11 protein-coding genes are annotated in these 13,453 nt (G+C 45.5%); 8 read left to right on the top strand and 3 right to left on the bottom strand.

What is annotated here, in order from left to right; all coding sequences use genetic code 11:
• Positions 1-24: 24 nt before the first annotated feature.
• The 3 genes from ACFOEK_RS06395 to ACFOEK_RS06385 all read left to right on the top strand — a co-directional run bounded on the left by ACFOEK_RS06395 (position 25) and on the right by ACFOEK_RS06385 (position 6,340).
• Complete coding sequence (locus ACFOEK_RS06395; RefSeq protein WP_386717830.1) at positions 25-1,923, top strand: DUF1302 domain-containing protein; 1,899 nt, start codon at positions 25-27, stop codon at positions 1,921-1,923.
• A 111-nt stretch (positions 1,924-2,034) separates the two neighbouring features.
• On the top strand, positions 2,035-3,408 hold the full coding sequence (locus ACFOEK_RS06390) for a DUF1329 domain-containing protein (protein WP_386717827.1): 1,374 nt from the start codon (positions 2,035-2,037) through the stop codon (positions 3,406-3,408).
• 220 nt (positions 3,409-3,628) lie between these two features.
• The gene (locus ACFOEK_RS06385) at positions 3,629-6,340 is read left to right on the top strand and encodes a LuxR C-terminal-related transcriptional regulator (protein ID WP_386717824.1); all 2,712 of its coding nucleotides are present in this window, start codon (positions 3,629-3,631) and stop codon (positions 6,338-6,340) included.
• Positions 6,341-6,403: 63 nt separating this feature from the next.
• On the opposite strand, the gene ACFOEK_RS06380 is transcribed toward ACFOEK_RS06385, so the two are convergent.
• Both ACFOEK_RS06380 and ACFOEK_RS06375 read right to left on the bottom strand, forming a co-directional pair.
• Positions 6,404-7,207 carry a hypothetical protein gene (locus tag ACFOEK_RS06380; protein WP_386717821.1) on the bottom strand — a complete coding sequence of 268 codons (804 nt, stop codon included), beginning with the start codon at positions 7,205-7,207 and terminating at the stop codon, positions 6,404-6,406.
• A gap of 234 nt (positions 7,208-7,441) precedes the next feature.
• Entirely contained in the window at positions 7,442-8,413 is a 972-nt protein-coding gene (locus ACFOEK_RS06375; protein WP_386717818.1) for a glucosaminidase domain-containing protein, read from the bottom strand.
• 134 nt (positions 8,414-8,547) lie between these two features.
• Here ACFOEK_RS06375 and ACFOEK_RS06370 point away from each other — a divergent pair, with 134 nt between their 5' ends.
• The 3 genes from ACFOEK_RS06370 to ACFOEK_RS06360 are packed head-to-tail and all read left to right on the top strand — an operon-like array spanning position 8,548 to position 10,550.
• Entirely contained in the window at positions 8,548-9,657 is a 1,110-nt protein-coding gene (locus ACFOEK_RS06370) for a DUF3080 family protein (RefSeq protein ID WP_386717815.1), read from the top strand.
• Between the two features lie 43 nt (positions 9,658-9,700).
• Positions 9,701-10,096 (top strand): hypothetical protein, encoded by a 396-nt coding sequence (locus tag ACFOEK_RS06365; RefSeq protein ID WP_386717812.1) that lies wholly within the window; start codon positions 9,701-9,703, stop codon positions 10,094-10,096.
• Between the two features lie 37 nt (positions 10,097-10,133).
• Positions 10,134-10,550 carry a hypothetical protein gene (locus ACFOEK_RS06360; protein WP_386717809.1) on the top strand — a complete coding sequence of 139 codons (417 nt, stop codon included), beginning with the start codon at positions 10,134-10,136 and terminating at the stop codon, positions 10,548-10,550.
• A gap of 15 nt (positions 10,551-10,565) precedes the next feature.
• On the opposite strand, the gene ACFOEK_RS06355 is transcribed toward ACFOEK_RS06360, so the two are convergent.
• The gene (locus tag ACFOEK_RS06355) at positions 10,566-11,579 is read right to left on the bottom strand and encodes an AraC family transcriptional regulator (protein ID WP_386717806.1); all 1,014 of its coding nucleotides are present in this window, start codon (positions 11,577-11,579) and stop codon (positions 10,566-10,568) included.
• 226 nt (positions 11,580-11,805) lie between these two features.
• Here ACFOEK_RS06355 and ACFOEK_RS06350 point away from each other — a divergent pair, with 226 nt between their 5' ends.
• Complete coding sequence (locus ACFOEK_RS06350) at positions 11,806-12,282, top strand: Mpo1 family 2-hydroxy fatty acid dioxygenase (RefSeq protein ID WP_386717803.1); 477 nt, start codon at positions 11,806-11,808, stop codon at positions 12,280-12,282.
• Between the two features lie 15 nt (positions 12,283-12,297).
• Positions 12,298-13,323: a 2-dehydropantoate 2-reductase gene (locus tag ACFOEK_RS06345; RefSeq protein ID WP_386717800.1), complete on the top strand. Its 1,026-nt coding sequence runs from the start codon at positions 12,298-12,300 to the stop codon at positions 13,321-13,323.
• The last annotated feature ends 130 nt before the right edge of the window (positions 13,324-13,453 follow it).

Below are 13,453 nucleotides of genomic sequence, written 5' to 3'. Positions count from 1 at the left end.
AAATTCCGAATCTGGAGAGATTCCATGAAATTAAAAGATTTTAAAAAGCTTCCCTTGACCGTTGCTATTTCAGCTTCAATGGTAAGCTCGGTTCACGCACTTCAGTTTGATGTGGGTGATGAAGGTTCTCTACAAATTGATACACAAATTACAGCGTCTGCAGCATGGCGTACCGAAGACCCTAATTTAGACCGTGTAGCTCGTACGAATAGAGATCACGATGGTAACCCTGGGCGTGGATCAACCTATAACTATGATGACGGTACGTTAAATTTTGAGAAGGGTGAGACGTATACTAAAAAAATCTCTATGACCAATGACATCGAATTCTCTCATGGTGATTTTGGTGCATTTGCTCGTGTTAAATCTTTCTATGATTTCGAACTGCAAGATGAGTCGCGATCTCACAAAGAATTAAGTGCTTCTGCTCGTGATGATGCAGGCTCTGATATTGATTTACTGGACGCGTTTGTTTGGTGGAACACCTATGTAGGTGAAGATGAGATGCCAGTAAGTTTACGTGCTGGTAAACAGGTAATTTCGTGGGGTGAATCAACTTTCATTCAAGGTGGTATTAACTCGACTAACCCTGTAGATGCAACAGCTGCTCGTACGCCTGGTGCTGAAGTTAAAGATATTCTTCTACCTGTTGAAATGCTTTATGCATCTGTTGGTTTAACAGAAGCGTTATCGATGGAAGCTTATTATCAATTGAAGTGGAGAAAAACACAGGTTGACCCATGTGGTACTTTCTATTCCACGATTGATTTTGCTACTAATGTTGATTGTGGCAACGTATTGCTTTCTACAGTTGATACAACGTCGACGCCAACGGCTACCCCTTACGATCAAGATGGTGATGGCTTGATTGATGATAAGGAATATCTAGGAACAGATGTATTACCTGGGTTACCTCAAGTACAACACAGAGCAGACAAAGAACCTGATGATAGCGATCAGTTTGGTATTGCGTTCCGCTATTATGCAGAAGAGCTGAATGATACTGAATTTGGTTTCTACTACATGCAGTATCACAGTAAGTTGCCTGTAATTACTGGACAAGTTGCAGATCGTAATCTTGATGGTACATACAATGATTATGGTTTCTTTGAAATGTCTTTCCCTGAGAATATCAAGTTGTTGGGGATTAGCTTTAATACCAGTACAGAATCAGGTATTTCTCTGTCTGGTGAAATTAGCTACAAACAAGATGTTCCGGTTCAACATAACGCATTTGAATTGGTTCATGGTGTAATTGCACAGCCTTCAAGTCTGATTCTTCAGCAGAGAATGGAAGAAGCTGGTGCTTCAGATATTACTGAGTTCTACGGTGCTGATGACTTTAAAGGTTATGACTTGTTTGATATCTGGCAAGCTCAGATGACAGCAATTAAATTCTTTGATCAGGTACTAGGTGCAAGCCGTTTGACACTGGCTGGTGAAGTAGGTGCTACCTATGTCGAAGATTTACCAGATCAATCTAAAGCTCGTTATGGTCGTTCAGGTGCTTATGGTATTGGTGCTTTCGGTCCTGTACATCCAGGTTATAACGATACGCCAACGCCAGGTACATGTGCTTCTGGTCCATTAGCTAATGATCAATCTGATTACTGTACACAGGATGGTTATGTAACTGAGCTATCTTGGGGTTATCGTATCCGTGGTAAGTTGGAGTACAACAACGCCTTTGCTGGTGTAAACCTGGAGCCATTCTTTGCATGGTCTCATGATGTTGATGGCTATGGTCCTGAGCCTGGCAGTCAGTTCATCGAAGATCGTATGGCATTGAACGTTGGTGTAAATGCACTTTACTTGAATGCTTGGAAAGCGTCTGTTGGTTACACCGCATTCTTCAACAATGCGGATTACAACGACTTGGATGACCGTGATAACGCGTATGCAAGTTTGAGCTATTCATTCTAAGCTGAAAATAACGAATAACATCAATGGAATGAGTAGTGGCCAAGGATGGGCAAATAGAGTTTTTGATATTTGCCCCACCTTGTAGGGTGGAAATTAAATAAAGGGTTCGATATGAAACTGAAAAACACATTAGTGTTGAGTGGTGCACTGGCTTTCTCAGTAGCCGCTTCAAGTGCATGGGCAAAGGTTTCTGAAGCAGAGGCAGCGCGTCTGGGTGCTGACCTGACACCAATTGGTGCAGAAAAAGCCGGTAACGGTGGCGATATTCCTGCTTGGGACGGTGGTATTTCAGCACCACCTGCTGGTTTTGATGGTTCTAATTACATTTCTCCATACGCTGGAGAAACGGCTAAGTTCACCATTAATGCAGGCAATATGGCGCAGTACGCTGATAAGCTGTCTGAAGGTCAAAAGGCAATGTTGACTAAGTACGATACGTACAACATTCCTGTGTATCCTACGCATCGTTCGGCAGCTTACCCAGCTGAGATTTATGATGTGATCAAAGACAATGCAACCAAGACTGAATTAGTTGATGGTGGTAACGGTCTTAGAAATTACATTAAAGCGGTACCATTCCCGATCATTGATCAGAACGATCCTGATGCCGGTTTGAAAGTGATCTGGAACCATATCGTGCGTTATCGTGGTGGTTCGGTAATGCGTACCATCAACCAGGCAACGCCTCAGGTAAATGGTTCTTACACTTTGGTTAAGTTCCAGGACGAATTTACGTTCCGTTCAAACCTGAAAGGTGTGGACTTGAGCCAACCGTCTAACATCTTGTTCTACTTCAAGCAGCAAGTACTGGCACCAGCGCGTTTGGCAGGTAACGTATTGCTTGTTCACGAAACACTGGATCAGGTAAAAGAGCCTCGTTTGGCATGGTTGTATAACGCAGGTCAGCGTCGTGTACGTCGTGCGCCTCAGGTTTCTTACGACGGCCCAGGTACTGCAGCAGATGGTCTTCGTACCTCTGATAACTTCGACATGTACAATGGTGCCCCAGATCGTTATGACTGGAAATTGGTTGGTAAACAAGAGATGTACATTCCATACAACTCTTACCAGTTGAACTCTAAGTCATTGAAATATGATGACATCATTCGCCCTGGTCACTTGAACCCTGAGCACACTCGTTATGAGTTGCACCGTGTGTGGAAAGTGGAAGCGACGATTAAAGAAGGTCAGCGTCACATTTATGCGAAGCGTACTTTCTACATCGATGAAGATAGCTGGTCAGCGTCTGTAATTGATCACTATGACGGTCGTGGTGAGCTATGGCGTGTGGCTGAAGCCCATGCAATGCAGTTCTACGATTCTGTTATTCCATGGTATGCCGTAGAATCTCTTTATGATCTTCTTGCGGGTCGTTACCTAGTTCTAGGTTTGGACAACGAAGAAGACAAATCTTATGAGTTTAACTTCGAACGTTCTGAGAAAGACTATACGCCAGCAGCGTTGCGTCGTTCAGGTCGTCGTTAATACGGTTGTTTAGTTAATACAGCTGTTATAAATCTGATAAGAAGAGAGTTCGCTTTCTACGAAAAACGCCCGATATGGGCGTTTTTTTATGTCTGGAGAAAAGCTCAGAGTGACCATAAGGGTGATATTTTTGTATTTTCCTATCACTCTTTAGTATGATGCGTCGATATTAGAATAAAAATTCTAATTTACTGAAGTGAATGGAAAGGCCTATTCTGCTATGGAAACGACGCAAACCAGATCTGTTCCTGCCAGCTTGAAACTGCATTCTTCGAGACGACTGATTCCTGCCAAAGGCAGTATTACGGTACGTCAAAAAGTGAAAGAAGCAGTTGAACGAGGGCTTGAACGTTCACGTTTATTATTTGCTTGTGCGCCGAAAGGGTACGGAAAGACTCTGGCGGTGAGTGCCTACGCACGTTCTGTAGTTGCGCATGGCGGCATGGCTGAGTGGGTTGAGCTTTCTCGTGAGGGAGAAGATGTTGAAGGCTTCCTATGTTATTTATTGGATGCCGCCAAAACCTTACTAGAATTACCTGAGCCGTCCATCGTCGATCTTCAGAAAGAAATTCAATACGGTTGGCGAGATGCTCTGGAAGTTTTTTTGTTGAGCATCAATCGTCACTCGTTATCCGACTCAGAAAAGCCAAGCGACAGAACCAAGCTGCTGGTCATCAATGGCTGGGATGGCGTGAATTCCTCTCCTGATCAGCGATACATTCTCGAAACCTTGATTCGTTTTACACCGGCAGAGCTTAAGATTCTGATCGTCTCATCCAAGTTGGACGAGACCTTGGTTAACAGCCCGGTTATGATCAACATTCAACCTCAGTTGATGCAATACATGGATTTTTCCATGGGTTACAGCGATGTGGTAGCCAGACTTCAGCAGTTTGATGTGGTAGATGCAGAAGACAGAGCCAACTACATCATGCAAAAAACCCTTGGCTGGCCCTTGGCCGTTGAGGTGATGGTCAAAGATGTTTTAACCAGTGATCCGTCCAGTGGCTTGGATGAACCTATCTTACTTTCAAGATTGAGCTCCTTTTTAGCAGAGCAATTTAACCTGCCGGAACTTCAACAAACTGCTCATGTGTTGGCGGTCTTGTCTTTGGTGGAACGGGTTTCGGAACAGTTTTGTCGTGATGTCTTTGGCCGAGAAGGTGAGCTCTGTTTTGGCGTGATTAAAGAACAACTTATTCTTCAATCGCCACCAGAGGGGGCGAGTACCAACTATTTCTTATTTAATCCGGTTCACCGTAGTTGGTTGGTCGAAACCCATTTAAAGGCGCTCTCAAAAGAAGAACTTGAACCTTGGATTGTTAAGTCTGCCGAATGGTTCGTACAACACCAGGCCTTTTCAGAAGCCATTAACCTCTGTACGTACTTGGGCAAGGCTGATGTGATTTTGTCGGTGGCTGAGCAATCTTGTGACTTCCTGCTTCAGCAACACGGCTATCACCAGTTAAAGAAATTAGAGACGCTGTTAACTCAAGAGGTTATCGATTCCAGCCCTAAACTAAGAGCTTCCATTGCGTGGGCCTGGGCGTACTCGATGGATTTCTCAACCGCGTTGACTTGGTTGAACAGCATTTCTGACGAAGATGCCGAAGCGCATCAGCTGACTACTTTGGTTCAGTTGATTCGTGCTTGGTGTGTTCGTTATTTGGGGGATTACGATCAGGCCCGTGGCTTATTGCAACACTACCGTGATCAACCTGATTCGAACGAATTAACCGAAGCTATGTCGTTGATTTTATCCGCTCGGATTTCTCTAGCGACCGGCGATATGACCTTGGGTGAACAGCAGATCAATGATTCCTTGCGGAAAGCCAGAAATTGGTCTGACGGTCGTTTGGAGTCGGCGGTGCTGATTGACCTGTGTCGTTATCATCAGCAGCGAGGGGATTGGCACTCTGCCTTGGCCGCTATCGACAAAGGCATCTCGTTATTGCACCAGCAAACGTTAGGTACTCAATCGCCTTTTTATGGGCGAATGATGATGCTGAAAGCCTACATTTTGTGGATTCAGGGCGATTGGCTGAATGCCGAAGAAGTGTGTGATCGCGGTGTAAAAACCGCCTTACATAATGAAGACCCAATGATTGTATTAGGGTTTTCTGTGAAGGCTTTATTGTATCGAGGGAAGCGTTCTTATCGAAAAGCGCATCGCGGGATTTTCGAGCTTGAACGTTTAATGCATTGCTGGAATGTGCCCGATGATTTTTATCAGCCATTGGTTTCCTTGGTGAAAGCCTATTTGAAGCTGGATGAAGGCCAAGTCAGTATTGCTCAGTCGTTATTTGATGACCTGAAAGTTCGTGATTTTTGGCATCCTGCGTTGTTGGAGTGGTTACCTCACGTTTCTTATTATTTGGATGTGTTAGGCATTCGGTTGTTAACGGCTCAGGCGCGTTGGACAGAAGCACTTGAGGCGTGTGATCAGTTAAACCGAAAATTGTCTTCAGAGTCGCGTTCGGTGATGTACATTCCTGTGATGGTACTTCAGGCCACCTGTTATGAAGTCATGGGCGACTCAAAGCAAGCCAGTAAAGTGTTGAAACGAGCATTGCAAGAGTCCATGAGTTGCAACTACATAGCACCGTTTATGGAGTTGGGCGGACAAGTTGCTCCTATGTTGGCGAAGCTGAATGAACGCGGTGATTTGGGGGAATTCATTTATCACTTGCAGCATCTCGAAGGCTTGCGAGAGCACTTGAGTATTGGTCGTGATGTATGCGTGCCGTTAAGTGATCGTGAGCAAGGGGTGTTGGCCTTGATTGCAGAAGGCCATTCGAATCAGGCGGTGGCAGACAAGCTCTTCATCTCGTTGAATACGGTGAAAACCCATGCGCGTAAGATCAATAACAAACTGGGTGTGAAAAACCGAACCCAAGCGATTGCGAAGGCAAGAGAACTTGGGTTGCTCTAATTGAAATGTGAAATGTGAAATGTGAGAAGGGGCTGATGAATGCCCCTTTTTCGACGCTGTTACTTAACCGTTTTGCTCAATGGTTTTTTTATGCTGTTCGATCAACTCTACAAGGTTTGAGTGCAGCTTTGTCATGGCTTCCTGGACTTGCGGATAGTCGTGACTATCACGCAGGTTTTCTACTTGAATCAGAATGCTCTGTTGTTTCGCAAGGGGCAGATGAACAAACAGCTCAGGCGTAATATGCGCCAGTTCCCAGCCATAGACTTCCAAGTCCTCGCGTTTGAAAAAGCTCACTAGTGCCAGATATTTGAACGCCGAAGAAAGAAGCGATGCGGCCCCGTTTTTATACTCAGCCAGTTCAGCCAAGCGAGTCGGTGTTTTGGTTTCAATCTGTGGAAGACCTAACCAATATTCCACGGTTAAGGTGAAGAAGATGGCTTGCTGCCTCAACGAATAACTGACGATGCCAAGCGCTTCGGCACCGTAAGATTGTTTTTTGGCTTTAAAGTCAAAATAGGTGCGCATCATTTCTTTCAATACCACCGACACTCTGACCGACTCTTCACGGCGTTCTTCAATGGGTTGTTTGATGTCCAGCTGATAGCGGAAGTTGTCTTCAGAAATAAAGCGATCATACACCGCGCCGGTGAATTCACCGCGGCGCTTGGGTAATAAGTCAGGTTCGGACTTTTGAATGGTAATTAAGCTGTCCAGAGCTAATTCATAATCGTCCGCATTCCAGCTTTTCTTGATGTCGGGAAAGGGCTGTCCTAAATATTTCAATTGCTTGGCGCTGGAGAGTGAGCTGAAAACGATCAGCGTGATGAAAACAAGGGATTGAAGCAGAGGCAGTTTGGCTTTCATTATCAGGTCTTTTCGGAGATAGGCTAAAACAAGGTGTTATTTTTAATTATTGTTTCGATGGTCTGGCATCGGCTGGATGCGGGTTCTGCTACATCCAGCGAAAGATAATGACACAGCCGCTCTTAGACTGGAACGGGGCCAGTTCAAATTTCCGAAAGTTTCTTCGCTTCTCGTTGTATTTGATGTGCTGCGCGTTGACGCGTATCAGTATGAAAGGCCTTGGTAATCAATTCCCTAGCAATTAGGGACTTCTAGCTGAGAAATATCCGGGTATTCGGCCGTGTGATCGTCCCACTGCGCCAGCTCGTTGTAGCCAATCATGTGACGAAGTTCTTCAATATAGGCATCACCACGAGCGGAGTAACTTTTTAATCCTCCGACCACCGAGCTTCCTGGAATTTCTTGACCTTGAGCCCGATATGAATGACGGATGTTTCTGACTTTCTGGTAGGAGCTGTTGCGGTTGATGTTGAGCATGTACTGGCCTACCGATTCTGAAGGCGTAGAGAACACCTTCACTTCATAGGTCGCGCCTTCAGGTCGGAGTTGTGGCACTAGACCGCAACCTTCTTTGAAGCACCACTGGCCGAACAGATTGTTGGCTTCAATTGCAAAACGGGAGGTACCCCAGGCCGATTCATTGGCCGCTTGTGCCAGTGCCATGGACGCAGGAATGACATCGAGTGCAAACAGCAATTGATCAAAGAATCGAGCATCCTGTGTTTTGGTATTAATACGGTGAGTTCGTGCTAACTTTTTCAGCCATAGACGTTCTTCTTCGGTAAAGATTTGGGGGGGCGAGTCTTGAGTAAGGGCTGTATTGGCATCGTTTTGTGTTGTACTGGCGTGTGCTACACCGCTGCTGGCTTCTATTTTGTCGGAGGTTGTTTGAGACAAAGCAAACTTGTCGCGCAGAGCCAGCACCGTTTGTCGAGTCTCAAGAATCATGTCGTTATGCTCTCGGACGAGGTTTAGAGTATAACCAAAGAAGATTTGTTTCTTGGTTTGTACATCCTGAATACAGGCAAACTCAGGCAGTTCGGCGGAATCCTGGCTGCGGTACAGGCGCGAAATGTCATTAAGTTCAATGTCCTGCAGCGGCTCTTCTTTCTTTTCAGGCTCCGGGCATAGGCAGCAGCTGGCAAGTGTAGTAGTGATACCAACTAGCAATAGTGTTTTAACGGTACGACGTGACATAAATGACATTAACAACCCGAGAACTCCTAAACTGAAAGATATCGTGCAATGATGTTGCGTTAGGGAACCTCTAAAATACGTCCCTTCGATATAAACGGCGCATTCTAACACCCTTTGATCAAGGAGTAATCTATCTGATTTCAATGAACTATTTGCCTTTCCTTACTGCAAATACTGGCCAGCTCTTTCGTCGCTTTTCACGAGTGGTGCTGATTATTTCTATCTTGTGTTTCTGTGCAGGCTGCTCTCAAACTCCACCGGAGCGAGAGGTGGTGGAAGATTATTTATGGCGCCTTGCCAATGTCTTGGATCAGGAATTTGAGTCACCAGGGATTCATCTTCATTCCTACCCGGAAAAACGCGATATGGGGTTATCCTTATCTACTCACTCCATTGATCTGTTGGACTTTTTGTCCATGACCGGGTGCAAGCTTCAGATTACCGCGGCTCAGAAGAACAGTGGCTTAGGTCGAGTGATGATGTCGAGTCAGACGTTTTTGTACCAATGGCAGTTCTTAAATGACAGTCGCGAATGCCTCGATCATCTTGAAACGGAAGACCCTGCGCTCTATGCCCAACTGCAACAGGTGGTCGCTGTAAAACGTGAGGAACTGGATAGATATGCCTGGTTAGCCGTCTGGGGTGGCCCTGAGATGCGGCACTATTATGGCGTCACACAACAATGGCTTTCACAAGATGAGGCTATATCGTTAGCGGAAGACGATTATCGCTTACTGTTAACTTTGATTGAGTTTACTCAACAGATTAAGCGTGATCGGGAATCTACGGCATTGGATGTCGGCCAATATCGAGAGCCGTTTGAATTAACGTTAGCGCGTTTAGGGCAGTCGAATATGGGTGGTAAAGTGCTGGCAACCGTATCGGATCTTACGACCTTGTTAACTCAGGGAACAAAGATGCTTCAGCGTTCGAAAGGGCGCATATGCCCAACGGGAAAGATCACGCCGAATGCAAAGATTCTTCATACCGTCTTTTTAAAGTTTTACATTGGAAAGGTACAGCCTTATATGGCGTTTGTTCATCAGCAAACAGCGCCGTGGTTTGATCAGCAACATAATTTACTGAACGGTTTTAGCTTGGACGTGCCAGACGCGTTTGATGAGTTTCAACAAAAGCTGGCATTAACCAGTTCAGACAGTCTTTGGGCGGGTTATCAACAAGCGGTTAAGAGCCATACGTTGGCATGGCAACAGATACTCGGTGAGTGCGGTTTAATGCCCGGCGGCGGTTGAATATAGGTTTAGTAAAAAGCAGTGAATAGAGGTAAAGGAAAAGATGTCTTCCTTCGCAGTAGTATTTATGGGGTTTGTTATTTTGTCTTTGGTTGCAGGCATTGCCCTGTTGTTTTGGCGATTTAATCAAATTCAAACCCGAGTGAATGAGTTAGAAAAAAGCCTCTCCCAAGAGGTGGTTTCTGAGTTCTTACCGCATTTGAGGTTGGTGATTCATGAGCCTCACATTGTGGCACAACGAGAGTCAAAATTAGCCAAAGCCGTCAGTGCTGTTTCACCGGAATACATCAAGTACCGGGTATACAAACAGGTGGCCACAGAATTGGAACTGGCACTTAATGAACGGGATATCGATGTGTCGATTGAGTTGGTGGGAATGCGCGGCGGTGCATCAAAGAACACCAAATCGACGCCGGATGATCAAGTGATTGAGCGTTAATAGTGAATCTTTTTCAACCGCGCCCTGAGGAAAGAATATGGACGCAGTGATTTTTGCTTTTGGAACACTTTGTTTGCTTTCGGCAGGGTGGATGCTCTGGCGGGTTTGGCACTCTTCAAATACGCTCGATCAGTCGTTAACTCAGATTGAATTGGCGCATCGTCAGCGAGTTGAAGAGTTACAAGTCTCGCTAAAACGAAAAGAGTTGGACATCAAAGGTCTCACTGAAGCGGTGGATCTCAGTGCCAGTTCGATCGAGAAAATCCACCGCTCGATTGCGGATACCTCATTCGATTTGATTGAAACCGTGAAGCCGGTGGAAAAACCGGCTCAGGTAATCCGAAAGGCCCATAACATGACGACCAAAGAAGTGTACGGTTCGATTCGACGCATTAACCGCTTGGTGGGGGATTTGTCGAAACTCCGAACACCCGATAATAAAAAGAAACCTTAATGTAAATAAAAGGGCTTAGTTCTCTTTCCTTTTCCGCTTTTCCTGCAGGCTCATTCCAAACCAGCGTTTGCATGCTTTGTGTAAGCTGCTGATCTCGCTGAAATCCAATAACTCGACTAAGTCAGAGGTGGAGCGATTTTGTGCGATGTACTGATCCGCCAGCGATTTCCGCAATGAGTCTGATAATTCTTTAAAACTTGTCCCTTCTTGCTGAAGCTTACGTTGCAGTGTTCTGGCGCTGGTTTGCAGTTGTTCAGCGACCGCTTCTTTGGATAAGTTCTGGAACTGCCCCAACACACTTAATTTGCTGATGACTTGCGCACTGAGGTTAACTCGCCCGAGTTCCGCCAGCTTTTGATCGGCTAACTGCAAGTGCATATTGAGTAAGTCCGAATCGGCACCAATCAAGGGAAAGTCGAGCCAGACAGCATCAAATTCAATCAAAGTTTGTGGGCTATTGAATTCAATAGGGCAGTTAAAAAAGGATTCCAACTCTTCGACTACTTCAGGTTGTTGATGAGGAACGCTGATCTTTGTCGGGGTAAAGCCATCATCCACTGACCAACGGATAAGCGATACTAAGATCGCCAAGACAGCATCAATTTGATGGTAACTAAAGGCCAGTTTTGCCGCTCTGGGTTGATACTCAATCACGGCCTTGTTCGACATTGAATTGTCTTGATGTTGAAGTGATAAATCACCGCCATCACTGATTAATGCTTGGTACTTTAATGTGGTCTCAATGGCTTGCTGAACGGTTGGGCTGTTTGCCCATAAATGATGAATCAAATGAAACCAGTTAGGGCGAAATTGACGGCCCATGTGAAAGCCGAAGAGGGGATCTTGAGTCAACTCAATGGCTGCATTCCAGATGTTAACGGTGGCATCCAACGGCACGCGTTCATTGGCCGACTGTGGCAACGACACCACCCCTGCTTTTGCCATCACGCTTTCCTGATCGATGCCTTGTGCTTGGGCACTGGCAAGAATGCCTTTTAACCAGAAGCCAGAGACGGTTTGTTCAAACATGTGTGCGCCTTGTGAGTTCGTCGTAGGGTGTCTTACGATCAATGTTTATTCTTGTTATATGCCAGTTATTCACATTTTGGCTCGCTAGGACATATTAAGTTTATCGACGGGCCAGTGTCCACTCTTCTCTCTTTCAGTAAAGTAGATTCCTATACTAATTATAAAACTGACCCAAAAACCAAGCTCACCAATGTGACTGGCGAATGGGCGATTAGGAGAGGTTATTATGTTTGCGAATAAAAGCGCTGATCAGTGGTTTGATGAGTACGGCGAAAGTCATCAAAACAAAATCAATAAGATTATTCATTGGATTATGGTTCCGGCCATTTTCTTCACGGTGGTTGGTTTGCTTTGGGATGCCCCGCGGATGGCGTGGATGGGTGATTCAGTGTGGATGAACTGGGCAACGCTGGCCATGGTGCCAGCCATGATTTTCTATTTCAGAATGTCGCTCTCAATTATGTTGGGCATGGCGTTGTTTACCGCCGCGTGTTTTTATCTTTCTTTCTGGTTGTCGATGAATGTGTCGATGCCTCTATGGCAAATCAGTTTGGGGATTTTTGTCGTCGCTTGGATTTTTCAATTTGTCGGTCACAAGATTGAGGGCAAGAAACCCTCTTTCTTCAAAGACCTTCAGTTCTTATTGGTTGGCCCTGCCTGGTTGATGGGCTTCATTTACCGTAGTCTCGGTATTAAATACTGAGCGGTAGATGACGCTATGACAACTGATAAAAACGAGGATGGAAACCCAGCCTCTTCTGAGCAAACTCGCTCAGAAGGGCCGCATTGGGTCATCGCAGGCGCAGGATCCATCGGGATATGGATTGGTGCTCATCTAGCGTCTGCTGGAAAAAAGGTCACCTTTCTTGCGCGGCCTAGAATTATTAATAAGGTTCAGGAACACGGTATTCAGCTTACCAGCTGGACGGGCACGTCTTTATCCTTACCTGCAGATCAAATTGTGATGACAGAGAACGAAGCGTGTCTCGCGGACGCTGATGTCATTGTTGTCGCAGTTAAGAGCAAAGATACCTTTGCCATTGCTGAGCAGATATCACGGCACATTAAGCCGGGTGCGCGTATCATTAGTGCTCAAAACGGGATCAATAACGCGTCTGCGTTAAGCAATATTCTCCCTGATCATCAGGTGGGCTCAATGATGGTTCCTTACAATGTGTTGCCAATGGAAAAGGGGCGATACCACTGCGGAACCCAAGGTCGTTTGGTGATTGATCAAGGCTTGAGTGATTTAGCCAAGACAATTCGTGCAGCCAAACTGGACATCGACACAGCGGAAGACATGCACGAAGTGCTTTGGGGGAAACTCTTGTTGAACCTCAACAACCCATTGAATGCCATTTCAGGTATGCCTTTAGTAGAAGAGTTGAGTGATCGAAAGTGGCGCTGTCAATTGGCCGATTGCATGGAAGAAACGCTGGGGATTTTGGATGAATTAGGCATTCAACCGAAGATCCAAGCCGCTGTTCCGGCCACTTGGATCCCAAGGATTTTGAGACTCCCGACTTTTCTGTTTAAGTTACTCGCGAAGCAAATGCTACAAATGGACCCGTTGGCAAGATCGTCCATGCAGGAAGACATTCAATTAAAACGTCCAACAGAGATTGATTACATCAACGGAGAAGTGGTGCGTTATGCGCGTAGTTTAGGCATGCAAGCACCGTTCAATGAGGCGGTCATCGCACAGATAAAACGACTGGAACAAACGTACGCGTTAACTCGTTAATGTTTGAACACTTTTGCTGAAGCCTTTCAGTATTATGGCAATGCTCAGATTTTCTGGTGCATTGCTTTTTTTTTGCCTGAAATCATTCATCAAATCGCACGATGATTATTTCTCAGAAAGCTAACTTATT

Source organism: Litoribrevibacter euphylliae (genome assembly GCF_042646085.1).
In the GTDB taxonomy this organism is placed as follows: Bacteria; Pseudomonadota; Gammaproteobacteria; order Pseudomonadales; family Litoribrevibacteraceae; genus Litoribrevibacter; species Litoribrevibacter euphylliae.
The sequence above is the reverse complement of the archived record's forward strand: the minus strand, read 5'-3'. Positions and strand labels throughout refer to the sequence as shown.